Annotated in this window: 20 protein-coding genes; 13 read left to right on the top strand and 7 right to left on the bottom strand. The window is 69.1% G+C overall.

All coding sequences use genetic code 11. The features are described 5' to 3' along the window. Window position 1 precedes the first annotated feature (1 nt). Complete coding sequence (purF, locus tag ACFE7K_RS00475) at window positions 2-1,459, bottom strand: amidophosphoribosyltransferase (protein ID WP_375396184.1); 1,458 nt, start codon at window positions 1,457-1,459, stop codon at window positions 2-4. Window positions 1,460-1,613: 154 nt separating this feature from the next. Here purF and hisI point away from each other — a divergent pair, with 154 nt between their 5' ends. Both hisI and ACFE7K_RS00465 read left to right on the top strand, forming a co-directional pair. Next, on the top strand, window positions 1,614-1,976 hold the full coding sequence (hisI, locus tag ACFE7K_RS00470; protein WP_375396183.1) for a phosphoribosyl-AMP cyclohydrolase: 363 nt from the start codon (window positions 1,614-1,616) through the stop codon (window positions 1,974-1,976). Further along, on the top strand, window positions 1,973-2,491 hold the full coding sequence (locus ACFE7K_RS00465) for a hypothetical protein (RefSeq protein ID WP_375396182.1): 519 nt from the start codon (window positions 1,973-1,975) through the stop codon (window positions 2,489-2,491). Before hisI ends, ACFE7K_RS00465 begins: the two co-directional genes overlap by 4 nt. Window positions 2,492-2,498: 7 nt before the next feature. Here ACFE7K_RS00465 and ACFE7K_RS00460 read toward each other — a convergent pair whose 3' ends face one another. The 3 genes from ACFE7K_RS00460 to ACFE7K_RS00450 are packed head-to-tail and all read right to left on the bottom strand — an operon-like array spanning window position 2,499 to window position 6,059. After that, window positions 2,499-3,851: a cell wall hydrolase gene (locus ACFE7K_RS00460; protein ID WP_375396181.1), complete on the bottom strand. Its 1,353-nt coding sequence runs from the start codon at window positions 3,849-3,851 to the stop codon at window positions 2,499-2,501. Between the two features lie 10 nt (window positions 3,852-3,861). After that, window positions 3,862-4,782 carry a cysteine synthase A gene (gene cysK, locus ACFE7K_RS00455; protein ID WP_375396180.1) on the bottom strand — a complete coding sequence of 307 codons (921 nt, stop codon included), beginning with the start codon at window positions 4,780-4,782 and terminating at the stop codon, window positions 3,862-3,864. Then, window positions 4,779-6,059, bottom strand: a complete 1,281-nt coding sequence (locus ACFE7K_RS00450; protein ID WP_375396179.1) for an MFS transporter — start codon at window positions 6,057-6,059, stop codon at window positions 4,779-4,781. Before ACFE7K_RS00450 ends, cysK begins: the two co-directional genes overlap by 4 nt. Window positions 6,060-6,198: 139 nt before the next feature. On the opposite strand from ACFE7K_RS00450, the gene pdhA reads away from it, so the two are divergent. From pdhA to trxA, 9 genes are all read left to right on the top strand, one after another. Next, window positions 6,199-7,242: a pyruvate dehydrogenase (acetyl-transferring) E1 component subunit alpha gene (gene pdhA, locus ACFE7K_RS00445; protein ID WP_375396178.1), complete on the top strand. Its 1,044-nt coding sequence runs from the start codon at window positions 6,199-6,201 to the stop codon at window positions 7,240-7,242. Further along, window positions 7,242-8,687, top strand: a complete 1,446-nt coding sequence (locus ACFE7K_RS00440) for a pyruvate dehydrogenase complex E1 component subunit beta (RefSeq protein ID WP_375396177.1) — start codon at window positions 7,242-7,244, stop codon at window positions 8,685-8,687. The genes pdhA and ACFE7K_RS00440 overlap by 1 nt, the downstream gene beginning before the upstream one ends. Before the next feature lie 78 nt (window positions 8,688-8,765). Then, window positions 8,766-11,117 (top strand): PAS-domain containing protein, encoded by a 2,352-nt coding sequence (locus ACFE7K_RS00435; protein ID WP_375396176.1) that lies wholly within the window; start codon window positions 8,766-8,768, stop codon window positions 11,115-11,117. Then, window positions 11,114-11,557 (top strand): tRNA (adenosine(37)-N6)-threonylcarbamoyltransferase complex ATPase subunit type 1 TsaE, encoded by a 444-nt coding sequence (gene tsaE, locus ACFE7K_RS00430; RefSeq protein ID WP_375396175.1) that lies wholly within the window; start codon window positions 11,114-11,116, stop codon window positions 11,555-11,557. The genes ACFE7K_RS00435 and tsaE overlap by 4 nt, the downstream gene beginning before the upstream one ends. After that, the gene (locus tag ACFE7K_RS00425; protein ID WP_375396279.1) at window positions 11,554-12,525 is read left to right on the top strand and encodes an aminoglycoside phosphotransferase family protein; all 972 of its coding nucleotides are present in this window, start codon (window positions 11,554-11,556) and stop codon (window positions 12,523-12,525) included. Before tsaE ends, ACFE7K_RS00425 begins: the two co-directional genes overlap by 4 nt. Further along, a complete protein-coding gene (locus ACFE7K_RS00420; protein WP_375396174.1) occupies window positions 12,522-13,283 on the top strand; it encodes a nucleotidyltransferase family protein in 762 nt (253 codons plus the stop codon). Before ACFE7K_RS00425 ends, ACFE7K_RS00420 begins: the two co-directional genes overlap by 4 nt. A gap of 5 nt (window positions 13,284-13,288) precedes the next feature. Next, window positions 13,289-16,255, top strand: coding sequence for a double-strand break repair protein AddB (gene addB, locus ACFE7K_RS00415; protein ID WP_375396173.1), 2,967 nt, complete (start codon window positions 13,289-13,291; stop codon window positions 16,253-16,255). Then, window positions 16,236-19,670: a double-strand break repair helicase AddA gene (gene addA / locus ACFE7K_RS00410; protein ID WP_375396172.1), complete on the top strand. Its 3,435-nt coding sequence runs from the start codon at window positions 16,236-16,238 to the stop codon at window positions 19,668-19,670. The genes addB and addA overlap by 20 nt, the downstream gene beginning before the upstream one ends. A 66-nt stretch (window positions 19,671-19,736) precedes the next feature. After that, a complete protein-coding gene (gene trxA, locus ACFE7K_RS00405; protein ID WP_375396171.1) occupies window positions 19,737-20,060 on the top strand; it encodes a thioredoxin in 324 nt (107 codons plus the stop codon). Window positions 20,061-20,082: 22 nt separating this feature from the next. On the opposite strand, the gene ACFE7K_RS00400 is transcribed toward trxA, so the two are convergent. The 3 genes from ACFE7K_RS00400 to ACFE7K_RS00390 are packed head-to-tail and all read right to left on the bottom strand — an operon-like array spanning window position 20,083 to window position 21,812. Continuing rightward, entirely contained in the window at window positions 20,083-20,865 is a 783-nt protein-coding gene (locus ACFE7K_RS00400) for a hydrolase 1, exosortase A system-associated (RefSeq protein ID WP_375396170.1), read from the bottom strand. Further along, window positions 20,853-21,530, bottom strand: coding sequence for a hypothetical protein (locus ACFE7K_RS00395; RefSeq protein ID WP_375396169.1), 678 nt, complete (start codon window positions 21,528-21,530; stop codon window positions 20,853-20,855). The genes ACFE7K_RS00400 and ACFE7K_RS00395 overlap by 13 nt, the downstream gene beginning before the upstream one ends. 12 nt (window positions 21,531-21,542) lie before the next feature. Beyond that, window positions 21,543-21,812, bottom strand: a complete 270-nt coding sequence (locus ACFE7K_RS00390; RefSeq protein ID WP_375396168.1) for an acyl carrier protein — start codon at window positions 21,810-21,812, stop codon at window positions 21,543-21,545. A gap of 146 nt (window positions 21,813-21,958) precedes the next feature. Between ACFE7K_RS00390 and ACFE7K_RS00385 the strand changes: the two genes are divergently transcribed. Together ACFE7K_RS00385 and ACFE7K_RS00380 are read left to right on the top strand one after the other, a co-directional pair. Then, window positions 21,959-23,449, top strand: a complete 1,491-nt coding sequence (locus ACFE7K_RS00385) for an AMP-binding protein (protein WP_375396167.1) — start codon at window positions 21,959-21,961, stop codon at window positions 23,447-23,449. Beyond that, window positions 23,446-24,669 (top strand): pyridoxal-dependent decarboxylase, exosortase A system-associated, encoded by a 1,224-nt coding sequence (locus tag ACFE7K_RS00380; RefSeq protein WP_375396166.1) that lies wholly within the window; start codon window positions 23,446-23,448, stop codon window positions 24,667-24,669. Before ACFE7K_RS00385 ends, ACFE7K_RS00380 begins: the two co-directional genes overlap by 4 nt. Window positions 24,670-24,820 lie beyond the last annotated feature (151 nt).

Here is a 24,820-nt window from a genome sequence, read left to right as displayed (position 1 = left end):
GCTATTCGGCGGGTTCCGGATGGAGCGCGAGCAGGTCGGCCGGGTTCGCCTCCGCCTGGTCGGTCAGGGGGGTGGGATAATCGCCGGTGAAGCAGGCGTCGCAATAGCCCGGCATGACGGGCGCGCGGCCGCTTTCGCCCAGCGCCTTGTACAGGCCGTCGATCGACACGAAGGCCAGCGTGTCGGCGTGGATGAAGTCGGTCATGCCGCGGACATCCATCTGCGCGGCGAGCAGCTTGGCGCGTTCGGGCGTGTCGACCCCGTAGAAGCAGCTGTTGCGCGTCGGCGGGCTGGCGATCCGCATATGGACCTGGCTCGCCCCGGCCTCGCGCATCATCTCGACGATCTTCAGGCTGGTGGTGCCGCGGACGATCGAATCGTCGATCAGCACGACCGACTTGCCCTTGATCAGCGCGCGATTGGCATTGTGCTTCAGCTTGACGCCCAGCCGGCGCACCTTGTCGCCTGGCTGGATGAAGGTGCGTCCGACATAATGCGATCGGATGATGCCCAGCTCGAACGGGATGCCCGATTGCTGGGCAAAGCCGATCGCGGCGGGCACGCCCGAATCGGGGACCGGGATGACCAGGTCGGCGTCGACGGGCGATTCGATCGCCAACTGGGCGCCGATCGCCTTACGCACCGAATAGACCGATTTGTCGCCGACGATCGAATCGGGCCGCGAGAAATAGACCCATTCGAACACGCACGCCCTAGGCGCCTGCGGCGTGAACGGGCGCAGCGACCGGATCTCGGTGCCCTGGACGATCACCAGCTCGCCGGGATCGACCGCCCGGACGAATTCGGCGCCGACCACGTCGAGCGCCACGGTCTCGGACGCGAAGATGATCGCATCGTCGAGCTTGCCCATCACCAGCGGGCGGAAGCCGAGCGGGTCGCGGCATGCGATCATGCTGTCGGGGGTCATCACCACCAGCGAATAGGCGCCCTCGACCCGGCGCAGCGCGTCGATGAAGCGATCCAGCGGGTCGCGATAGCTGCTGGTCGCGACGAGATGGATGATGACTTCGGTATCGCTGGTCGACTGGAAGATCGCGCCGCGCTCGACCAGATCGCGGCGCAGGCGCATCGCGTTCGAGATGTTGCCGTTATGCGCGATCGCAAAGCCGCCCGCGGCAAGTTCGGCATAAAGCGGCTGGACGTTGCGCAGCGCGGTCTCGCCGGTCGTCGAATAGCGGACATGGCCGCAGGCGATCGTGCCCGGAAGGCCGCCGATCACCTCGTCGCGATCGAAATTTCCCGCGACGTGGCCCATTGCCCGGTGGGTATGAAAATACTTGCCGTCGAAGCTGGTGATGCCCGCAGCTTCCTGGCCACGATGCTGGAGCGCATGGAGGCCCAGCGCGACGAGCGCGGCAGCGCTGTCCAGCGCGGACACCCCGAACAGCCCGCACTCCTCGTGCAGCTTGTCGTCGTCAAAGGGATTGGTGGTCAGCATCTGGCCTTGCGGATCACGTGATGGCAGAGCCTATAGGAGCACCATTCGGGTTTGTCGCGTGAATGTCACGAGAAGGCTTTTGTCGGTCAAATGACCGCGATGCGCCGACATGCCGATACTGGGCGCGGGTCATGGTTAGGGGTAGGGCAGGGCGATGAACGATCCGCACGAGACCGGGCTGAGGCTCGACCCCCAATTCGATTCGGCCGGTTTGGTTACGGCCGTCGCCACCGAGGCGGCGACCGGCGAGGTGCTGATGGTCGCCCACATGAATGCCGAGGCGCTGGCGCTGACGGCCGCCACCGGCGAAGCGCATTTCTGGTCGCGCAGCCGCGCGGCCTTGTGGAGGAAGGGCGAGACGTCGGGCAACATCCTGAAGGTCCGCGACATCCGCATCGACTGCGATCAGGACGCGGTCTGGCTGATCGTCGAGGCGGCAGGCCCCGCCTGCCACACCGGCGAGCGTAGCTGCTTCTATCGCCGGCTGACCGGCTGGGTGTTGGAGCGGGTGGGGTGAAACCATCGATGCTGCTGCCGGCGCTGGCCCTGGCGCTGGCGGGGTGCCAGCGCGCCGCGTCGACTGCACCGCCGGACGCCGCATCAACCGCGACTAGCCTGGAAAAGGCGGCGATCGCGGCCGGTATCGTCGCCGACCCCGACCGCATTGGTCCGACGGGGCTCTATGCGCGCGATAGCGATCGCTTGTGCGTGGTGCCAAACGGCACCGCTTTCCGGGTCGGCATGTTCGTCGACTATGGCGACGACCACAATTGCGCGGCGACCGGCGCCGCGACCCATGATGGCGAGAGGCTGCACATCGATCTCGCCACCGTCACGGGGTGCCGCTTCGACGCCCGTTTCGAAGGCGACCGGGTGGTCTTTCCCGGCAGCCTGCCCGATGCCTGCCGGAAAGCCTGTACACGCCGGGCTTCGCTCGACGGGCTGGCTGTCGAGCGATTGAGCGACTCGCCCTCCGAGGCGGCGGCGCTGCGCGGCGGATCGGGCAAGCTGCTCTGCACCGCCGGGCACTGAACGACCGTCAGGGCGTCTTCGGGACTGGGGCGGGACCCGGAATGGCGGGGGGTGTGGGCAAAACCTTGCGCCGTACCCCGCCAAGACCGTCGGGTGTCGCGGGGGACAGCCTAAACGTGACCTGCGGCGCCGCGCCGCCGACGGCGACCGGCGGCTGCGCCGCCCGGCCTCCCGGGACGGGCGCCGCGATGGTGCCGAGCACCTGCAGCTTCATGCACTGGCCCGGGCCGGCGCGCTTGAACTGTCCGCAGTTCCACAATGCCTTCTCATAACCGCGCTGGCGGTCGCGCAGGAAGCTGAACGCCATGGTCACGATCTGGCCCTGGTCGAGCGGCAGGCTGGCGGGGGTGAGCTTGCGGTCGGTCCACGCCATCAGCTTGCAGTAATCGCGCGCGCCGCAGGTCCTGAGCGCCACCGCCTGGAAGGCCTCGGGCGCCAGCCCGGGATCGAGCGTGACGATGAAGCTGTTGGGATCGATCGACAGCGACCCGCCGGTAGCGGCGCCGCCGGTGACCGCCGCGGCGGCGATCGTTGCGGCATTGCTTTCCGCCATTACCGCCCCGGCGCGGTGGGCATCGGAGAACGGCGCCAGCGCGGTGATCGCCGGCTCGTCGCCACTGATCGACCGCCGAAACGCCGCCGGCGTCCCCCACCAGCCGGTCCACCGGAAGAACAGGTGCGTTTCCACCGCCACGACCTTGTCCAGGCTGGAACTCCAATAGGGAACGACCCAGTCGGTATGGTAATGGGTGGCATAGCCGACCTGCGCCAGGACCGACCCGTTCAGCGCCGCCGTCGCGACCGCCCGCGCGCGCCGCCAGGCCGCGTCCGAGGGCCGCCACCGGGCGAGCGCGCCGTCGCAGGTAAAGGTGAATTGGCAGCCGGTCGCCCGGTCCGACCCCTGGAACACCACGCCGCAGATCGACTTGGGAAAGGCCGGATGGCGGGCGCGGTTGACGATCACCTGGGCGACCGCGCGTTCACCCAGCGTGTCGTCGCCCGCCTCGTAGAGCACGGCGACCGCCAGGCAGTCCACGGCGCGGGCGTGGGCTTGGGTTGAGCCATTAAGATAAAAGGGCCTGGCCGGGGGATTGGGCAGGGCCGAAAACGGGATCGATGCGTTGAATATCCGCGCATCCCGCGGATCGAGCACCTGCAGCGCGACCGGTTCGACCGGCGGGAGTTCGGTCGGCGGGACGACGCGACGCGGCGCCACGATCGGAGGCTGTGGTCGGAGCGGCGGCGGCGCCTGCCGGACCAGCACCGCCGGGACCACGACCGCCGTCATCGCAATCAGTGCCAGCACCCGGCGCAAGGCCGGGGGAAGCGCCGGCCAGGCACGCGGAACGGCCGTGGTCATCGCCGGCCGCTCAAGCCTCCGGCAGGAAGTCCGGCACCGACAGGTAACGCTCGCCGGTGTCGTAGTTGAAGCCGAGCACGCGCGCTTCGTCGGGCAGATCGGGAAGCTTCTGCAGGATCGCGGCCAGCGTGGCGCCCGAGCTGATCCCGACCAGCATCCCTTCCGCGGCCGCCGCGCGGCGCGCCATATCCTTGGCGACGTTCGCATCGACCTTGATGGCGCCGTCGAGGACCGCGGTATGGAGATTGTCGGGAATGAAGCCGGCGCCGATCCCCTGGATCGGATGTGGGCCCGGCTGGCCCCCCGATATCACCGGCGATGCCTCGGGCTCGACCGCATAGACCTTGAGGTCGGGCCAGTGCTTCCTCAGCGTCTCGGCGACCCCGGTGATATGGCCGCCGGTGCCGACCCCGGTGATCAGCACGTCGATCGGCGTGTCGGCAAAGTCGGCCAGGATTTCCTGCGCGGTCGTGCGGACGTGGACGTCGACATTCGCCGGATTCTCGAATTGCTGCGGCATCCAGGCGCCGGGAGTCTGCGCCACCAGTTCCAGCGCGCGTTCGATGGCGCCCTTGACCCCCTTTTCGCGCGGCGTCAGGTCGAAGCGCGCGCCATAGGCCAGCATCACGCGCCGGCGCTCGATCGACATGCTTTCGGGCATCACCAGGATGACCGGATAGCCCTTGACCGCAGCGACCATCGCCAGCCCGATCCCGGTATTGCCGCTGGTCGGCTCGATGATCGTGCCGCCCGGCTTCAGCGCGCCCGACGCTTCCGCCGCCTCGATCATCGCCAGCGCGATGCGATCCTTGATCGATCCGCCGGGATTGGTCCGCTCGGACTTGATCCATACCTCGGCGTCGGGGAACAGCTTGCGCAACCGAATATGCGGGGTGTTGCCGATCGTCTCCAGAATGCTTTCTGCCTTCATGGCTGGGTGACTCCGTGCGCGGGGGGGACAGCGAGGATTTCGGGTGGGTCGAACGACTTTGCAAGTCGCAGCTCGGGGAACAGTCGGGACCACAGGATGGTCACCAGGATCGCCCCGACACCACCGAACACCACCGCGCCGACCGGCCCCAGCAGCGCGCCGAGCAGGCCGCTTTCAGCCTCGCCGAGCTCGTTGGAGGCGGAGATCGTCAGTTGCGACACCGCGCTTACCCGGCCGCGCATCGCATCGGGCGTGTGCAGCTGGATCAGCGAGGAGCGGACATAGACCGACACCATGTCGGCCCCGCCCGCCACGACCAACGCGGCAAGGCTCAGCCAGAACCATGACGACAAGCCGAAGGTCACGATCGCGGTGCCGAACACGATCACCGCCGTCAGCATCTTTACCCCGACATTCGCCTTCATCGGCCGGAACGAGAAGAAGAACGCGGTTGCCGTGGCACCGATCCCCATGCCGGACGCAAGCAGCCCCAGCCCCTGGCTGCCGACATGGAGAATGTCGCGCGCGAACACCGGCAGCAACGCGGTCGCGCCGGCCAGCAGCACCGCGAACAGATCGAGCGTGATCGTCGCCAGCACCAGCCGATTGCGCCGCACATAGGTGAAGCCTTCGACGATCCGCGCCAGCGGGCGGTGATCGGGTTGCGATTGCGGCTGGGGCACCTTGCCGATCAGGAAAATCAGTCCGAACGAGACGAGAAACAAGGCGGTCGACGTACCATAGGCAACGTCGGGATGGATCGCGAACAGCAACCCGCCCAGGCTGGGGCCGGCGATCGAGCCGACCTGCCACGCGATCGAACTGACCGCGATCGCCGTCGGCAATGTCTTGCGCGGCACGAGGTTGGGTGCCAGCGCCGAATAAGCGGGCCCGGCAAAGGCCCGCGCAATGCCGATCGCGGCCGCCGCCAGGAACAGCGGGAGGAGGCCGATCCGGCCCATCGCCGTCAATATGCCCAGGGTAGCCGTGGTCAGCGTCACCAGGGCGGTCGTCGCGCGCACGATCCAGCGGCGATCGAAGGTATCGGCGGCCAGGCCCACGACCGGGGTCAGCACGAACAACGGCACGAATTGCGCCGCGCCGATCATGCCGAGCAGGAAGGTCGCCTCGCGGATCGGCATCGTTTGCCGGGCGATGCCATAGACCTGCCAGCCGATGATGATCGACATCCCCGACAAGGCGATCGTGCTGGCCAGCCGCGACAGCCAATAGGCCCGGAAATGAGCGATGCGGAACGGGTGGTCGGCGGGAAACATCGATCGCGGCTTTAGGCGTGCAACAGCAAGGGGGGCAACCTGGCAATTGGTTGGTCAGGGTGGCACGCAGCATCATTGAACAGGGATGGGCGCCCGGCCTATAGACGGCACCTCCCCTTCCTGGAACGAGGTGCCCGTCGTGGCCAAGACTCCCTCCCTTGCGACGGCGCAACCGCCCATTCCCAACCGCGAGCGGCCCGACGAGCCGCGGCCGTACGAGGCGTCGAAGGACGAATTGCTCGGCTTTTATCGCCAGATGCTGCTGATCCGCAGGTTCGAGGAAAAGGCCGGCCAGCTCTATGGCCTTGGCCTGATCGGCGGGTTCTGCCACCTCTATATCGGCCAGGAGGCGGTCGCGGTGGGACTGCAATCGGCGCTTTCGGACAAGGACAGCGTCATCACCGGCTATCGCGACCATGGCCATATGCTGTTGAGCGGCATCCCGCCCAAGGACGTGATGGCCGAGCTGACCGGGCGCGCAGCCGGCATCTCGAAGGGCAAGGGCGGGTCGATGCACATGTTCAGCGTCGAGCATAAATTCTACGGCGGCCACGGCATCGTGGGCGCGCAGGTGTCGCTGGGGACGGGGCTGGGCTTCAGCCACAAGTACAAGGGCGATGGCGGCGTATGCCTGGCCTATTTCGGCGACGGCGCGGCCAATCAGGGCCAGGTCTATGAAAGCTTCAACATGGCCGAGCTGTGGAAGCTGCCGATCGTCTATGTGATCGAGAACAATCAATATGCGATGGGCACCGCGGTCAACCGCTCGTCCGCCGAGGATCAATTGTACAGGCGGGGCGAGAGTTTCCGCATACCCGGGCTGCAGATCGACGGGATGGACGTGCTTGCCTGCCGCGGGGCCGCCGAGGAGGCGCTGGCCTGGGTGCGGGCGGGCAAGGGGCCGATCATCCTGGAGATGAAGACCTATCGCTATCGCGGCCATTCAATGTCCGACCCGGCCAAATACCGCAGCCGGGAGGAAGTGCAGGCGGTGCGCGACAAATCAGATCCGATCGAGCATGCCAGAAAGTTGCTGGACAAGATGGGGGTCAAGGAAGCCGAACTGAAGGCGATCGAGCAGGAGACCAGGAAACAGGTCAACGAAGCGGCCGATTTCGCCGAACAGACGCCCGAACCGGAGCCCGCCGAACTCTACACCGACATATTGGTGGAGTCGTATTGATGCCGATCGAGATCAAGATGCCGGCTTTGTCGCCGACGATGGAGGAAGGCACGCTGGCCAGATGGCTGGTCAAGGAAGGGGACGCGGTGAAGTCCGGCGACATCCTGGCCGAGATCGAGACCGACAAGGCGACGATGGAGTTCGAGGCGGTCGACGAAGGGACGATCGGCAGGATCCTGATCGCCGAGGGCAGCGACAACGTGAAAGTCGGCACGGTGATCGCCACGCTGGACGGGGATGGCGAGGACTCTCCCACTCCCCGGGAGGAAGAGGAGCAGTCGCCGGTGTCTTTATCGGATACCAGCCCTCCTTCCGCGCAGGAGGGGGAGAGGGAGAAGGAAGAGGCGCCGCCCAAACCCGAATCCGGCGAACCTCATCAGGTCGAGACCGGCGCGCGGCAGCTGTTCGACGCGGCCAGGCATGACGCGGAGGTGGCCGATCCGACACTTCCGGCGGGCGCCGAGATGGTCAAGCAGACCGTCCGGGAGGCGTTGCGCGACGCCATGGCCGAGGAGATGCGCGCCGACGACCGCGTGTTCGTGATCGGCGAGGAGGTCGCCCAGTATCAGGGCGCCTATAAGGTCACGCAAGGGTTGCTCGACGAATTCGGCGACAAGCGGGTGATCGACACGCCGATCACCGAATATGGCTTTGCCGGGGTCGGGACCGGCGCGGCGATGGGCGGCCTGAGGCCCATCGTCGAGTTCATGACCTTCAACTTCGCGATGCAGGCAATCGACCACATCATCAATTCGGCGGCCAAGACCAACTACATGTCGGGCGGCCAGATGCGCTGCCCGATGGTGTTCCGCGGACCCAATGGCGCCGCCAGCCGCGTCGGTGCGCAGCATTCGCAGAATTACGCGCCATGGTATGCCAGCGTGCCGGGCCTGATCGTCATCGCGCCCTATGACGCCGCCGATGCCAAGGGCCTGCTGAAGGCGGCGATCCGCACCGACGATCCGGTCGTGTTCCTGGAAAACGAACTGCTCTATGGCCGGAGCTTCGAGGTGCCCAAGGTCGACGACTGGGTGTTGCCGATCGGCAAGGCGCGGGTGATGCGCCAGGGCGACGACGTTACGATCGTCAGCTATTCGATCGGCGTCGGCATCGCATTGGAGGCGGCGGAGACGCTGGCCGGCGACGGTATCGATGCCGAGGTGATCGACCTGCGCACGCTGCGCCCCCTCGATCGCCGGACCGTGCTGGCATCGCTGGCCAAGACCAACCGCATCGTCGTCGTCGAGGAAGGGTGGCCGACCTGTTCGATCGCCTCGGAAGTCGCGGCGTTCGTCATGGAGGAGGGGTTTGACGACCTCGACGCGCCGCTGTTGCGGGTCACCGACGAGGACGTGCCGCTGCCCTATGCCGCCAACCTGGAGAAGCTGGCGCTGATCAGCGCGGACAAGGTCGTGGCCACGGTCCGGACGGTCTGCAACCGCTGAACCGGCATCCGGCATTGCGTTCTCTGCTGGCGGGACGGGGCAAAACGGGAAAAGACGCGCTGCCGTGGACCAATTGACGTGATATCCAGCCCCATTCTGGCCCTTGCCGGCGCAGTGCTGGCGCTCGTCGTGGCCGGGGCCAGCGCGATGCTTTATTTCGGGTTGCGGGCCCGGGCGCAGGCGGCCGCGGCGATCGCCGGCAACGACCGGCTGGCGGCGATGCTGGGCAATGCGCCGGCGCTGGCGATGGTGGTGCGCGGCGACGGGGCGCTCGACTTGCCCGGCCGGCTTGCCTCGTGGCTGGGCCTGTCCCCGCCGCCAACTTACCTGGCCGATCTCGCGGCACCCGGATCGGGGCTGGCGGCCGATGACCTGGCGCGGCTGGGCGAGGCGGTGGTCGCGGCGCAGAAGGCGGGGCAGCCCTTCGCCTTTGCCGTTCGTCCGCTGGGCTCGTCGCGATCGCTGCAATTGCGCGGCCATCGCGCGCCCGCCGCGCTGGGGCTGCCGGGAGCGGTGCTGGTCTGGGTGTTCGACATGACCGACAGCCAGGCCGAGATCGCCCGGCTGGCCGACGAGATCGACGAGGTCGGCAAGGCGTTCGCCGCGCTGAAGGGCCTGATCGAGGTCGCGCCGCTGCCGATGTGGTATCGTGGCCCCGACCTGCGGCTGGCGATGGTCAATTCCGCCTATGTCGAGGCGGTCGAGGCGACCGACGCCGCCGATGTCGTCGCACGCGGCGTCGAGCTGGTCGAGACGTCGGGCGTGGGCGGGCCGCTGGCCAATGCGGTGGGCGCGCTCGACAGCGATCGCCCCAATGTTCAGGCGTTGCCGGCGACGATTGGCGGCGCGCGGCGGATGCTGCGGGTGCACGACGTGCCGTTGCCCACGCCGCCCGGCGGGGTCGCCGGCTTTGCGGTCGATATCGAGGAGCTGGAGCAGGCGCGCGGCGGCAACAAGCGTTTCGCCGAGGCGCAGCGGGTGATGCTCGACCGGCTGTCCGCGGGCGTCGCGCAGTTCGGCGCCGACCGCACGCTTGGCTTCTGCAACCAGCCGTTCCGGCGGATCTTCGCGATGCGCGGCGAATGGCTGGCCGACCGGCCCGAATTCGACCGCGTGCTGGAACGCATGCGCGAGGCCAACCGGTTGCCGGAGGTTCGCGACTTTCCCGGGTGGAAGGCGGAGCGGCGCGACTGGTTCCTGGCCGCGACCGGTACCATCGAGGAAAGCTGGGCATTGCCCGGCGGCACCCATTTGCGCGTCGTCGCGCATCCATTGCCCGATGGCGGGTTGCTGCTGATCTTCGAGGACCGTACCGAGCAGGTCCAGCTGGCCAGCGCGCGCGACACGCTGCTGCGCGTCCGCACCGCCACGTTCGACAATCTGTTCGAGGCGCTGGGGGTGTTCGCCGGCGATGGGCGACTGCAATTATGGAACAACCGGTTCCGCCGGCTCTGGGATTTCGACGAGGAGTTTCTCGCGAGCCATCCCCGGATCGACGCGCTGGTCGAGCGCGGCGCGTCGCTGCTGGCTCAGCCGGCACGCGCGGCGGTCATTGCCGACCTGGTGCGATCGGCGGCGGTCGAGCGCCAGCAGCGCGGCGGGCGCGTGACGTTCGCCGACGGGCGGCACTATGAATTTGCCGGGGTACCGCTGCCCGACGGCAACGCGCTGTTCACGATGCTCGACGTTTCGGACAGCCGGCGGATCGAACAGGCGTTGCGCGACCGCAACGAGGCGCTGGAGGATGCCGATCGGGTCAAGACCGCGTTCGTCGCCAACATGAGCTACGAATTGCGCACGCCGCTGACCTCGATCCAGGGGTTCGCCGAGATGCTGGGCGAAGGCTATGCCGGCAAGCTGAGCCCCACTGCGGACGGCTATGTCGATGCGATCCTCGAATCGGTCGCGCGGCTGGCCGGGCTGGTCGACGACGTCCTCGACCTGACCACCGAAGATGGCCACAAGCGGCGGCTCGATCGACGCGATGTCGATCTGGAAACGGTCGCGCACAATGCCGCCGAGGTGATCGCCCCGCTGGCCCGCGACAAGGATATCGACTTTGCGATCGACGTGTCGCCGTCGACCGGTACGGTGCGCGGCGATCCCCGTCGCCTGCAGCAGATGATCGAGCATCTGTTGCGCCACGCGGTCGGCGCGGTCGGTCGGAACGGTCGCGTCCTGCTCCACACCGACGGCACCGATGCGGCCGCGCGGATCATCGTGTCGGACGACGGGCCGGGCATGGACCGGCGCGAGATCGCCCGCGCCTTCGACCGTTTTGCGCAGCCCGGGATGCCCGGCGGGGGCGAGCGCGCGCTTGGGCTGGGCCTGCCGCTCGCCAGGCAGTTCGCCGAGGCGCATGGCGGCCGCATCGAGCTGTTGAGCGAGGCGGGCGCGGGCACGCTGCTGACGGTCGAGCTGCCGCGATGATCGCGCTTGCCGGTCCCGCCGCCAGCGCCGCATTGGGCGCGCGGATCGCGGCGTTGGCGCGGGCCGGCGACGTCGTGACGCTTTCCGGCCCGCTGGGAGCCGGCAAGACCAGCATCGCGCGTGGACTGCTCGCCGCACTCGGCCTGGCGGGAGAGGCGCCCTCGCCGACCTTCGCGCTCGTCCAGCCCTATGCGCCGCCCGAAATCGCCTTTTCGGTGCTCCATGTCGACCTTTACCGGATCGAGGATCCGGCCGAGATGGACGAACTCGGGCTCGACGAGGCGCGGATCGACTCGCTGCTGCTGGTCGAATGGCCGGAACGGGCGCCGGGTCGCTGGCCCGACGCGCTGCGCCTCGTCCTGGAATTTGCCGAAGACGGCGGGCGTACCTTGACAGTCGACCGGCCCGGGGCATGGAGGGATCGATGGCCCTTGACATGAACCCGCCGGCGGGCGCCGCCGCGTTCCTGCAGTCGCTGGGATGGGGCGGGGCCGACGTCCTGCCGCTGGCCGGCGATGCCTCGTTCCGCCGGTATTTCCGGGTCGCCGATCATGGCCGCAGCGCGATCCTGATGGACGCGCCGCCGCCGCACGAGGACCCGCGGCCGTTCATCGCGGTCGCCCGGTGGCTGACCGAACAGGGGTTTCCCGCGCCCGCCATCCTCGGCACCGATCTCGACCGGGGGATCGTATTGCTGGAGGATTTCGGCGACGCGCGGATGCGCGAAACGGTCGATGCCGCGCCCGAGACGCTGATCCGGCTCTACGAAGCCGCGGTCGACATCCTGATCCGGCTGCGCGAGCGACCGGCCGGGCCATGGCGTGCCTATGACCATGACGAACTGCACCGCGAGGCGGGGTTGCTGGTCGAATGGTATTGTCCGGCAATCGGGGTGGCCGTGGATGCCGAGGGTTATCGCGCGGCGTGGGATGCGGTGTTCGCGCACGCGCTGGCCGATTGCCCGGTGACGGTGCTGCGCGATTACCATGCCGAGAACCTGATGCTGGTCGGCGGCACCGATGCGCTGGGCCTGCTCGACTTCCAGGACGCCCTGGCCGGTCACCCGGCCTATGACCTGGTATCCCTACTGCAGGACGCACGGCGCGATGTCGAGCCGGCGCTGGAGACGGCGATGCTCGACCGTTATCGTCGGTCAACGGGCGTTAGTAACGATTTCGACGCCGCCTATCATGTGCTGGGGGCGCAGCGGAACGCCAAGATTGTCGGCATCTTTACCCGCCTCTGGCAACGCGATGGCAAGCCGCGCTATCCGGCGCTCTGCCCCCGGGTGTGGACATATCTCAACCGCGACCTGGAGCATGCCGCGCTGGCGCCGGTAAAGGCGTGGTTCGACGCCAACGTCCCGCCGCCGCTGCGCGGCGATCCGATGGTACTGGCGGGACGATGAAGCCGCGGCGCACGCTGTCGATCCGCCCCGATCCCGGGGGCACCGTGCCGGACACCGCGATGGTCATGGCCGCTGGGCTGGGCAAGAGGATGCGGCCGCTGACCGCCACGCGTCCCAAGCCGCTGGTGACGGTCGCCGGGCAGCCGTTACTCGACCACGTCTTCGACCGGCTCCGTGCCGCCGGAATCAGGCGCGCGGTGGTCAACGTCCATTATCTCGCCGACGCGCTGGAAGCCCATATCCTCAACCATGTGACAGGGATCGAGGTGGTCATCTCTGACGAGCGCGGGCGGTTGATGGAGACCGGCGGCGGCCTGATCCAGGCGCGTGACCTGATTGGCGACCGGGCGTTCGTGGTTGCCAATGCCGACAATCTGTGGGTCGACGGGCCGTCGGACACCATTCGCCTGCTCGCCGCGCAATGGGACGATGCGGCGATGGACGCGTTGCTGCTGATGGTGCCGCTGGCGCGCGCGCACAATCATGGCGGGCTGGGCGACTTTCACCTCGACGCGCGCGGTCGGATCACCGGGCGGCGCAAGCCCGGGCGGCTGGCGCCGTTCGTGTATACCGGGGTCCAGATCCTGTCGCCGCGCGTGCTCGCCGACTGGCCGGAAGGGCCGTTTTCGACGATGCTGTTCTGGCAGCGGGCGATCGCCGCCGGGCGGGGGTTCGGGCTGGTGCACCAGGGTCTGTGGTTCGACGTCGGCACGCCGGCCGCCATCCCGCGTACCGAGGCGATGCTGACCGATGCCTGACGCCGATGCCTGAACGGCGCGTCGGCCTCTATACCATCCCCGCGCGGCGCGCGTTTGCCGACGCACTGGTTGCCGGGCTGATGCGGCGGCACGGCGGGGATGTGCTGGCGCTGGCAGGCGGCCTGGTGCTGTTGCCCAACAATCGCGGACGTCGCGCCATACAGGAGGCGTTCGTGCGCGCCAGCGGCGGCGGGCTGGTGCTGCCGCGGCTGGTGACGATCGGCGACCCGGCGCTGGACGAGGCGACCGGCACGCTGTTCGATCCGATCGACGATGCCGATCCGCTGCCGCCCGCGGCGGCGCCGCTGCAACGCCGACTGATCCTCGCGCGGCTGGTGAGCGAGGAACGCGCCCGGCGCGGCGAGCCGGTCACCGCCGACGAAGCGGTCCGGCTGGCTGGGGCGATGGCGCGCACGCTCGATCAGCTGCTGGTCGAGGGCGTCGATCCGGCCAGGCTGCGCGACCTAGACGTCGCGCCCGAATTGTCCGAGCATTGGCGGCGCGCGCTCGACCTCTTTGCCCCCGTCACCGATCGCTGGCGGATGGAGCGCGCGCGGATCGGCGTGCTCGACGCCCCGGCGCGGCGGACGAAGATGCTGGAACGGCTGGCGGCGCGATGGCGTGGGGCGCCGCCCGCCGGGTTCGTCTGCGCGGCCGGCATCACCGACCCGGGGCCGGCGGTGGCGGCCCTGCTGCGCTGCATCGCCGCCTTGCCGCGCGGCATGGTGGTGTTCCAGGATCTGGGCGTCGATTTGCCCGACGACGAATGGGCGGCACTTGGCCCGCACGATCCCGATCCAGCAGGCGGACTCGCCAGGCGGTCGATCGAAACGCATCCGCAATTCCAGCCCAAGTTGCTGCTGGCGCGGATGGGACATGCGCGCGGCGAGGTGCACGCGTGGCGTGACGGGAGCGACCATGATGCGGCGCCGGCGCGGGGCCGGGCAATCGCTAACGCCCTGGCGCCCGCCGACTTCACCGGCAAATGGACCAGCCTGGACGCCGATCAACGCCGTCTGGCTGGCATCCGCGCCGCCGAATTCGCAACCCCGGCGGACGAGGCGCAGGGCATCGCCCTGGTGCTGCGCGGCGTGCTGGAACAGCCGGGGCGGACGGCGGCGCTGGTCACCCCCGACCGCGCGCTGGCCGAACGCGTCGCGGCGCATTGCGCGCGCTGGGGGATCGCGATCGACGACACCGCCGGCCAGCCGCTGGCGACCCGTGCGTCGGGCACGCTGCTGATCCTGCTGGCGGAGGCGGCGGCGCAGGATTTCGCCCCGCTGGCATTGCTGGCGCTGCTCAAGCATCCGCTGGCGGCGGGCGGCGATCGTGCCGCCTGGCTGGACGGCGTCCGCGCGCTCGACCGCGCGCTGCGGGGGCCGCGTCCAGCACCCGGGCTGGACGGGATCGAGGCGCATCTGGCAGAAGGGAGCGTGCGCGAGGCGGCGATCCGCGCCGCCGCGCGATCGGCCTGGCCGACGATCCGCGCCTTGCTAGATCCGCTGGCGGCGGCCTTTGCCGAAGGCGATCGGCCGCTGGTCGCGCTGATCGCCGCGTTGCGCGACGCCGCCCAGCGACTGTGCGGGGACATGCTGTGGGCAGGACCGGCGGGGCGCGCGGCGGCCGATCTGATCGCCCAACTGGAAACGCATGGGATCGTCGGGCCGCCCACCGCCGATCCTGCGAGCATCGCGCCGCTGTTGCGCCTGCTGATGGCCGAAATTGCCGTCCGTCCTCCCCAGGGCGGGCATCCCCGGCTGGCCATTTACGGCTTGATTGAAGCACGGCTGCAGACCGCCGATCTGATGGTCCTTGGTGCCCTGAACGAAGGCATCTGGCCCACCATCGCCGCGCCCGATCCGTGGCTGGCGCCGCGCATCAGGAGCGAATTGGGACTGCCGGGGCTGGAGCGCGGGATCGGCGTCGCCGCGCACGACTTCGCCAACGCCCTAGGTGCGCCCGACGTGCTGATCACTCGCGCGCGCCGCGACGGGCGGTCGCCGACTTTGCCTTCGCGATTGTGGCTGCGGCTGGCGGCGATGGCGGGCGAGCGGTTCGAGCGTGCGCGCGAGGTCGAGAATTGGGCGGTCGCGCTCGACGATCCGCGCGCCCACCAACCCGCCGACCGCCCGGCACCGGCGCCGCCCGCCGACCGCCGGCCGCGCCGCATTTCGGTGACCGAGGTCGACCGGCTGAAGGCCGATCCCTATGCCTTTTACGCGCGGCGGATGCTCGGCCTGCACGCGATCGAGGCGATTGACGCGGTGCCCAGCGCGGCATGGCGCGGCACCCAGGTCCACGCCATCCTCCAGCGCTGGTTCGAGGATGGCGGCGACCCCGTTTCGCTCGCGCCGCGCGCGCTGGCGCTGCTCGACGACGTCCGCACCCATCCGATGATCCGCGCCTTGTGGGGGCCGCGGCTGGTCGAGGCGATCGACTGGATCGCCGGGCGCATCGCCGCGGATGTCGCGGGCGGCCGGCGGATGCTGGCGGTCGAGCGCAGCGGCGTCCTGGACATAGCCGGGGTCGAGCTGTCGGGCACGTTCGACCGCATCGATCGCCTGCCCGGCGGGGGCCTGGCGATCGTCGATTACAAGACCGGCCAGCCGCCTTCGATCGCCGCGGTGCGCGCGGGGTTCAGCCTCCAGCTCGGGTTGCTCGGGATGCTCGCCGAGGCTGGACGGTTCGCCGGGATCGAGGGGCGCGCCGCCTCGTTCGAATATTGGTCGCTGGCGCGCAACCGCCAGGGCGGCTTCGGCTATGTCGATTCGCCCAACGACCTGAAGAAGCGCGATCCGATCCCGGCCGATGATTTCACCGCGATGGCGCGCGACAATTTCATCGCCGCCGCCGCGACCTGGCTGACCGGCGACGCGCCGTTCACCGCCAAGCTGCGCCCCGAATATGCGCCATATGGCGACTATGACCAGCTGATGCGTCGTGACGAATGGTATGGCCGTGAGCGGCGCTGATCGCGCGCTGCCCCCGATGGTCGACGCGCAGGCGCGCGCCAGCGACCCGCGTACGCACGTCTGGCTGGCGGCGTCGGCCGGCACCGGCAAGACCCAGGTGCTGGCGGCGCGCGTCTATCGCCTGTTACTGGCCGGGGTCGATCCCGGTTCGATATTGTGCCTGACCTTCACCAAGGCCGGCGCCAACGAGATGGCGGCACGCATTTCCTCAAGGTTGGCGGCTTGGGTGCGGATGCCTGATGATCATTTGGGCAAGGATCTGATTGCGCTCGGGGAAATGCCATCGCCGGAGCTCCGGATCCGGGCGCGCACGCTGTTCGCGCGCGTGCTCGACGCCCCTGGCGCCGGCCTCCGCCTTCAGACCATCCATGGCTTCTGCCAGTCGCTGCTGACCGCCTTTCCGGTCGAGGCGGGGCTGACCCCCGGCTTCCGGCCGCTGGAGGCGCGCGAGGAGGCGGCGCTGGCGCGCGACGCGCTGGCCCGGATGCTGGTCGATGCCGAGCGCGAGGGCCGGACCGCGCCGACCCGTGCGGTCGGCGCGCTCAGCCTGAGGCTGGGCGAAGGGGGCGCCGATGCGTTCCTCGCAGCCTGCGCGCGTGCGCCCGACGCGCTGGCGCAGATGCCGGCGGGCGAGGGGGTGCGGCCATGGGTCAGGCGGGCGCTGGACCTGCCGGCAGGCGACATCCGTGAGACGATCGCGGCGCATTGCATCGACGATGCGATCGACGCGGCGCTTGGCCGGATCGCGGCGACCAACCGCGCCTGGGGTACCGCGACCGGCGGCGAGCATGCCGATATCGCCGAGCGCTGGTTGTCGGCCGACGTCGATGCCCGCCCCGCGCTGATCGAGGCATTGGTCGGGCTGGCGCGAACGGCCAAGGGCGAGCCGCGCAAGGCGTCGGCCAGGCTGCTGGCGATCGACCCCGATCATGGCGAGCTGGTCGCGCGGATCGGCGAGCGCTGCGCCGATCTGCTCGCGTTGCAGGCGCGCGGCGCCTATGCCGACCTGCTCGCCGACGGGTTGATCGTCGGGCGCGATTACGCCGCCGCCTATCGCGCCGCCAAGCAGCGGATCGGCGCGGTGGATTTTGACGATCTGATCCGCGCGACGATCGACCTGCTGCGCCAGCCGGGCATGGGGGACTGGGTGCGCTTCAAGCTCGACCAGGCCACCGACCACGTCCTGATCGACGAGGCGCAGGACACCAACGCCCGGCAATGGGCGATCGTCCGCGCGGTGACGGAGGAATTCTTCGCCGGCGAAGGCGTTCGCGGCCAGCGCATCCGCACGCTGTTCACGGTCGGCGATCACAAGCAGGCGATCTTCGGTTTCCAGGGCACCGACCCGATCTTCTTCGCCGCCGCCGAGCAGGATTTCGGCGGGCGGGCGCGGGCTGCGGCGGGCCCGGACGGCAGCGAGGCGCCGCCGTTCGCGCGGCTGTCGCTGACCGCGTCGTTCCGCTCGACGCGACCCATCCTGGAATTCGTCGATGCCGCGGTTGCCGCGTTGCCGCCGCCGGGCCTAGGCGACATCGACACGATCGAACCGCATGCCAGCCGGGTCGAGGGACCGGGACGCGTCACGTTGTGGCAGCCGACGACGGTCGCGGCGGAGGATGATGAGGGCGAGGAAGGCTGGATCGCCGACGCGGTGCGCAGCCACGCCACGCGTATCGCGCGCCAGGTGCGCGACTGGCTCGATCCGGCGAACCCGCTGATGCTCGACAGCCAGGGGCGCGCCCTGCGGCCGGAGGACATCATGATCCTGGTCAAGCGGCGCGGCGAACTGGCGTCGCTGATCGTCGCGCGGCTCCATGCCGAAAACGTGCCGGTGGCGGGGGTCGACCGGTTGCGGCTGACGGCGCCGCTGGGGGTACAGGACCTGCTGGCGGCGGTGCGTTTCGTGCTCCAGCCCAATGACGACCTGTCGCTCGCCGGCCTGCTGGTGTCGCCGCTGCTTGGCTGGAGCCAGGACGACTTGATGGCGGTCGCCTCGGCCAGACGGCGCGGCAGCCTGTGGGCGCAGCTGAACGCGACGCCCGATCCCCGGCTGGCGCCGCTGGATGCGATGCTGAGGCGGGCCGATTTCGCGACGCCCTATACGTTCCTGGAGGAATTGCTGACCGGGCCGCTCGACGGGCGGCGCAAGCTGATCCGGCGGCTGGGACGGGAAGTGCGCGACCCGATCGACGAATTGCTCAATGCCGCGCTCGATTTTACGCGGGTGGCGACGCCGTCGCTACAGGGCTTCCTCGACTGGTTCGATCGCGGCGAGGTCGAGATCGTGCGCGATCCGTCGCAGCCGCTTGACGCGGTGCGGGTGATGACCGCGCATGGCGCCAAGGGATTGCAGGCGCCGTTGGTGCTGCTGGCCGACGCCACCGCCGATCCCGAAATGCGGCCGCGATCGACGATGGACTGGGTTCCCGAACCCGGCCTCACGCTGCCGATCTTCCGTCCGACCCGCGCCGAGCGGTCGGGTCCGCTGGCGGAGGCGGTGACGCTCGCCGACCGGCGCGAGCTGGCCGAGCATTGGCGGTTATTCTACGTCGCCGCGACCCGTGCCGAGGAGCGGCTGGAAATTGCCGGCGCGCTGGGGCCGAGGGCCAAGGGCGAGGCGCCGGCGAACAGCTGGTATGCCCTTGCCGACGCCGCGCTGGCCGGCCTCGGCGCGGACGGCGAGGGCGCGGTCCGCCGCAGCTTTGCCGGCACGCATGCCGAACGTCCCGTCCGGGCTGCCCGTCACGCGGCGGCGTCGGGTGCGGCGCCGGCGGCGCTGCCCGATTGGGCAAGGCGGCCCGCGCCGGTCGAGGCCCGCCCGCCGCGCCCGCTGGCGCCGTCGCAGCTGGGCGACGACGATGTCGCCGATCCACCGCCGACCCCGGCGATGCGCGCCGCCGCCGAGCGCGGGCGGCTGATCCATGCGCTGTTCGAGCGGCTTCCCGCGATCGCCGCGGCCGGCCGCGGCGCCGCCGCCGATCGCTGGCTGGAGCGTGTCGGCGGCGTGACCGATGCCGCGAACCGCGCCGAGATGATCGCGACCGTGCTGGCGGTGATCGACGATCCCGCGCATGCCGACTTGTTCGGTCCGGAATCGCTTGGTGAGGCGCCGATCTCGGCGGTGATCGCGGGCGGGCAGGTGGTGGCCGGTACGGTCGACCGCCTGGTCGTCGCGCCCGATCGCGTGCTCGTCGTCGACTTCAAGACCGGGCGGTCGGTGCCGCAATCGGCCGACGCCATCCCCGCCTTTCATTTGCGGCAAATGGCCGCTTATGCCGCTGCCCTCGGGGCAATCTTTCCCGGTCGATCGATCGCGGCGGCGTTGCTCTACACTGCCGGACCGCGCCTGTTCGTGCTCGGCGCCGACCTTCTGGCGGCGCACAAGCCGCACTTTGCCGACGCGCAACAAAGCTAGCGATCGTGCCGTTGAGCGAGGGCGCCCCGCGACCTACATTCGATTTCGAGTATCAGGAGAACCGCCATGCCGACCAAGAAGATCACCGACGCCAGCTTTCACGACGACGTGATCAACGCCGAAAAACCGGTGCTGGTCGATTTCTGGGCGGAATGGTGCGGCCCGTGCAAGATGATCGGGCCGAGCCTGGAGGAGATTTCCGAGGAACTCGGCGAGCAGGTGACGATCGTCAAGCTCAACATCGACGATCATCCCGACGCCCCGGCGCGATACGGCGTGCGCGGCATCCCGACGATGATCCTGTTCAAGGGCGGCAGCCCCGCAGCGACCAAGGTGGGCGCCGAGCCCAAAAGCCGGCTGAAGGCCTGGCTGGAGGGCGAGCTCGGTTGATAGGTCAGGACGAACGGTCAGCTTAATGCGCGATATTCTCCATTGAAATCGCCCGTTTGATCTTTTCTGTCAGCCAGTCGCCGTCGCCGGGACGTGCGAAGCTGTGGCTGTCGCTGTCGCGGCGCTCGATCGGGCCGACGCCGCGCCACGCCTGGGCAAAGCGCATGGCGCCATTGTCGCCGGAAGCGAGCAGGATCGTGCATGGCGTCGTCGCTATTGTGCCCGCCATGCGACCGGCCACCAGATTGGTGACTTCGCGTCGGGTCACAACCACCTTGCGCAAACCCTTGGCCAGCTTGCCGATATCGATTGCACCGCTGATTAGTCGCAGCCATTGGCGTGGATCGCCCAACCGCCGCACATAACGCGCACGGATCGCCGCGGCGGGAGGGAGCGCATCGGGCTCGTCACCGACCCATGGATTGGCGAGCACCAGTGCGTCGATACCGGCATCGTGGTGGAACAGGGCAAGCGCTGTCGCCGCGTCGCAATTGCCGAACCCGACCAGCCGGGCGACGTGCGGCGCCGCCGCACGGAACGCTGCCGCAGCCGCCGCGATATCGGGAGCGCTGCCGCCATAGCCTGCATTGGCGCCCGTCGATTCGCCGATCCCACGCCGGTCGAAGCGGAATACCGGAATGTTTCCCGCCGCCAGCCGCGCCGCCAGCAATGCCATGCCGCGATGCGCGCCGATGCGGATCTCGTTGCCGCCGGACACGATGAGCAGCCCCGTCGTGCCCGAACCCTCGTCGAGCGATCCGATCAGCGTTTCCTTCTCACAGGAAAAAGCAATCAGCCGGCGCATGTGGCGATCCATCCCGCAATGTCGTCGGCGAGCAGGGCGGCGAGCGCGGGATCGTCGCCCGGCTCGCTGCGCCGCCACAAAGCGGCGCCGGGCAGCTTGACGTCGGCGGCCCGGGGGTCGCTGTCGATACGAACGGTCCGGCCCGCGTCGCACAGGGTCGCTACGCGCAACGCGCCGATCATCCCGCGCGATATCAGATTGCCGCCAAATTCGACCGGCTGTCCGGGAGGATCGATGTCCCCCGCTCCTCCGGCAATCAGTCTTACGCGCAGCAGGCCGCGTACCAGTTCCTCTCCGTCGACCGGCGCGAAATACCAGCGCGAGGTCGGGCGGAACGAGCCGTCGACCAGCGCGCCGGAACGGATCGCCGCGACATGGACGGCGCGTGTCGCCGCCAGCTCGGTGATCAGCGCGCCGAACGCAGCGCACCAGTCGGCGAGACGGGCGTCGCACGTCTCGACCAGGCTCTCTCCGGTGCCCGGTAAATCGGGAAGGACGCTGGCAATGCCGCGACCGGCGAGGTGCCGGCACAATCCGACGACAAAGGTCCGTGTCCGGTTCGCTTCCTCGAACAGCGGCATGGCGACGACCACGATCGGGCCGTGCGCGGGTCCGAAGCGGAGCATCGCCTCGCGCCCGCCCGCCCAATCATAATGATCGATCAAGCAGCCACCCGGTCATGCCACCTTCGACCGCGCGAACCGTGACAGCGCCCCGAATGTCTCGAGCATCGCGCCATTTACCTCGTCATCCTCGATCAGCATGCCCAGCCGATCCTCGAGTTCAGTCAGGATACCGGCAACCGCCATCGAATCCAGTTCGGGAAGCGCGCCGAACAACGGCGTCGTCTCGTCAAAGGCCGCGACCCGCGCCTCGCTGAGCCCCAGCATGTCGCGCAGCACCGCGCGCACGGCGGCATCGACCTCGATCGCCCCGGCGGGCCTCATTCCGTAGTCCCCATTCGCGGCTTTGAGAATCCGGTTCAGGAAGCTGAACCAGAGCCGGTGCCGTTTCCACGTACGTGGATCTAGAGCGAGTCGGGGAAATTGGGAAGGGCGCTTGGGGGTTGGCGCGGGCGCGGTTAACAGGCGGCATGGTTGCGCTCGATCCCCAGCCCCGTCCCATCGACCATCTGCCGTCCTGCGGCCGCGCCGACGATGTCGCGCTGCGAACGCGCGAAGGCGACCTGACCTTTGCCGCCCTGAACGATGCGGTGGGGCGGCTGGCGGGCTGGCTGCGCGAGCATCGGCTGGCGCCGGGCGACCGGGTGGCGACATGGCTGCCCAAGACGCGTGCCGCGTGCCTGATGCCGCTTTCGGCTCCGCGCGCGGGGCTGGTCCATGTCCCGATCAACCCGCTGCTCAAGCCGCTTCAGGTCGCGCACATCCTGGCCGACAGCGGGGCGCGGCTGCTGCTCACCCAGCCGGCGCGTGCGGCCTTGCTGGCGCCGGACGATGTACCGGGCGATTGCGCCATCGCGAGCGCCGCCGGCGAGGGCAAGGCGATGCCGCCCTCGTCGGCCGATCCCGATGCTCTGGTCGCGCTCGTGTACACTTCGGGCTCGACCGGCCTGCCCAAGGGCGTGATGCTCAGCCACGCCAATCTCTGGCTGGGCGCGGTCAGCGTCGCGCATTATCTGGGACTGGCGCGCCAGGATCGCACGCTGGCGGTGCTGCCGCTCAGTTTCGACTATGGCCAGAACCAGCTGCTGTCGACCTGGCGCGCCGGCGGCTGCGTCGTACCGCTCGACTTCCTGGTGCCGCGCGACGTCTATCGCGCGATCGAGCGTGAGGGGATCACGACGCTGGCTGGCGTCCCGCCCCTATGGCATCGCCTGCTTGATAGCGATACGCAGGATATCGACTTAAGCCATGTGAAAAGAATAACTAATTCAGGTGGCGCTTTAACTCCGCGTTTGGTCGCGCGATTGGGTGAGCGGTTCGCGTGCGACATCGTGGCGATGTATGGCTTGACCGAGGCGTTCCGGTCGACCTGGCTCGATCCGGCGCTGATCGTCGATCATCCCGAGTCGATGGGCCGCGCAATCCCGTTCGCGGACATCATGGTGGTTCGTCCCGACGGCGCCCGCGCCGCGCCGGGCGAGCCCGGCGAGCTGGTCCATGCCGGGCCGCTGGTCGCACAGGGCTATTGGCGCGACCCCGAGCGAACCGCGCAGCGCTTTCGCCCCGCGCCGGCCTGGTCGGCGGCCGGCGGCGTGGCCATATGGTCGGGCGACACCGTGGTCGAGGACGCTGACGGCCTGCTGCGGTTCATCGGGCGCGACGACGAGATGATCAAGTCCGCCGGTAACCGGATCAGTCCGACCGAGATCGAGCAAGCAGTCGCCGCCGGCCCGGAAACCACCGAGGCGATCGCGCTCGGCGTGCCCGACCCGGCGCTGGGGCAGGCGATCCTGGTGATCGCACGCGGCGACGGCAGTACCGAGGAGGCGTTGCGCGATCGCTTGCGGCATGATCTGCCCGGCTTCATGCAGCCGCATCGTTATGACTGGCGCCCCGATCTGCCGCGCAACGCCAATGGCAAGCTCGACCGCGCCTTGCTCCGGCGGGAGGTGATGGCATGAAGCCGATCGGCGCGATACCGGCGGATTTCAGTCACCTGTGGCCGCTGGCAATCGCCGGGCGATTTGTCGATCACTGGATCGAGCAGGCCGGTGACACGCCGCTATTCGTTTATGATATGACAGTCATTGCCGCGCGGGTCGCCCGGTTCCGCGCGGCATTTCCGGGAATCGACCTGCATTATGCGGTAAAGGCCAACCCGTATCCCGCGTTGCTCCAGGCGATGGCGGGGCTGGTCGACGGCTTCGACCTCGCCTCCGCGGGCGAGCTGGCCCTCGCGCGAACGGCGATGGACCCGCACCGGATGAGCTTCGCCGGGCCGGGAAAGCGCGACGACGAGCTCGCTGCGGCGATCGCGGCCGGAGTGACGATCAACCTCGAATCATCCGCCGAAGCTGATCGTGCGCTGGCGCAGGGACAGCGGCTGGGGATTACGCCGCGCCTTGCGATCCGGGTCAATCCCGAGTTCGAACTGCGCGGATCGGGCATGCGGATGGGCGGCCGCGCTTCGCCGTTCGGAGTCGAGCCGGGCGAGGTCCCGGCGCTGGCGCGGCGGATCGCGGCGGCCGGGGCGGCGTGGCGAGGGCTGCATATCTTCGCCGGATCGCAGGCGCTCGACGCCGCCGCGATCATCGACAGTCACGCCGCCACGCTGACCCTCGCCGCGCGGCTGGCCGGCGATGCCGGCATGACGCCACCGCTCATCAATCTCGGCGGTGGGTTCGGTATTCCCTATTTCTCTGGCGAAGAGCCGATCGCCGTCGAGGGTATCGGCGTGGCACTGCGCGAGCGCCTCGCCGGTCTCCCTCCCGAGCTGGCCGATGCGCGTTTCGCAATCGAGCTCGGCCGCTGGCTGGTCGGCGAGTCAGGTGTGTATCTGACCCGCGTGATCGAGCGCAAGGAGAGCCGGGGCGAGGTCTTCCTGATCTGCGACGGCGGGCTCAATCATCAGCTTGCGGCGACCGGCAATCTGGGGACGGTGGTGCGGCGCAACTATCCGGTGGCGGTGGCGACCGCCACCGTCGGGGCGCCGACCGAAACTGTCAGTGTGGCGGGACCCCTATGTACCCCGCTCGACCGGCTGGCGGATCAGGTCGAGTTGCCGGTCGCCGGTCCCGGTGACGTCATCGCAGTGTTCATGGCTGGCGCCTATGGGCTGTCGGCCAGCCCCACCGCGTTCCTGGGTCATCCGTTGCCTCGGGAGCTACTGGTCGGCGGGTAGGCGGGTCCTGCACGTCGGGCCGGGGCGCCACGGACAATCCTAACGCTATCTTTACCCCCATGGTCTCATGGCCGGACGTGAAATCATGCGCCTGCCGGACCGACGCTGCCGGCATCAACCGCGCATGGTGGGAGGGCCGAAATGCTTTTTC

This window comes from uncultured Sphingomonas sp. (genome assembly GCF_964244265.1).
Classification (GTDB): Bacteria; Pseudomonadota; Alphaproteobacteria; order Sphingomonadales; family Sphingomonadaceae; genus Sphingomonas.
Note: the sequence above shows the minus strand (reverse complement) of the source record. Positions and strands in the feature narration are given on the sequence as shown.

Coding starts and splice junctions, on each gene's coding strand:
- cysK (WP_375396180.1), bottom strand. CDS start 4,782: ATGAAGGCAGAAAGCATTCTGGAGACGATCGGCAACACCCCGCATATT.
- ACFE7K_RS00390 (WP_375396168.1), bottom strand. CDS start 21,812: ATGAGGCCCGCCGGGGCGATCGAGGTCGATGCCGCCGTGCGCGCGGTG.
- hisI (WP_375396183.1), top strand. CDS start 1,614: ATGAACGATCCGCACGAGACCGGGCTGAGGCTCGACCCCCAATTCGAT.
- ACFE7K_RS00385 (WP_375396167.1), top strand. CDS start 21,959: ATGGTTGCGCTCGATCCCCAGCCCCGTCCCATCGACCATCTGCCGTCC.
- ACFE7K_RS00400 (WP_375396170.1), bottom strand. CDS start 20,865: ATGCGCCGGCTGATTGCTTTTTCCTGTGAGAAGGAAACGCTGATCGGA.
- ACFE7K_RS00440 (WP_375396177.1), top strand. CDS start 7,242: ATGCCGATCGAGATCAAGATGCCGGCTTTGTCGCCGACGATGGAGGAA.
- ACFE7K_RS00380 (WP_375396166.1), top strand. CDS start 23,446: ATGAAGCCGATCGGCGCGATACCGGCGGATTTCAGTCACCTGTGGCCG.
- ACFE7K_RS00420 (WP_375396174.1), top strand. CDS start 12,522: ATGAAGCCGCGGCGCACGCTGTCGATCCGCCCCGATCCCGGGGGCACC.
- ACFE7K_RS00460 (WP_375396181.1), bottom strand. CDS start 3,851: ATGACCACGGCCGTTCCGCGTGCCTGGCCGGCGCTTCCCCCGGCCTTG.
- addB (WP_375396173.1), top strand. CDS start 13,289: ATGCCTGAACGGCGCGTCGGCCTCTATACCATCCCCGCGCGGCGCGCG.
- purF (WP_375396184.1), bottom strand. CDS start 1,459: ATGCTGACCACCAATCCCTTTGACGACGACAAGCTGCACGAGGAGTGC.
- trxA (WP_375396171.1), top strand. CDS start 19,737: ATGCCGACCAAGAAGATCACCGACGCCAGCTTTCACGACGACGTGATC.
- addA (WP_375396172.1), top strand. CDS start 16,236: ATGGCCGTGAGCGGCGCTGATCGCGCGCTGCCCCCGATGGTCGACGCG.
- ACFE7K_RS00425 (WP_375396279.1), top strand. CDS start 11,554: ATGAACCCGCCGGCGGGCGCCGCCGCGTTCCTGCAGTCGCTGGGATGG.
- ACFE7K_RS00450 (WP_375396179.1), bottom strand. CDS start 6,059: ATGTTTCCCGCCGACCACCCGTTCCGCATCGCTCATTTCCGGGCCTAT.
- tsaE (WP_375396175.1), top strand. CDS start 11,114: ATGATCGCGCTTGCCGGTCCCGCCGCCAGCGCCGCATTGGGCGCGCGG.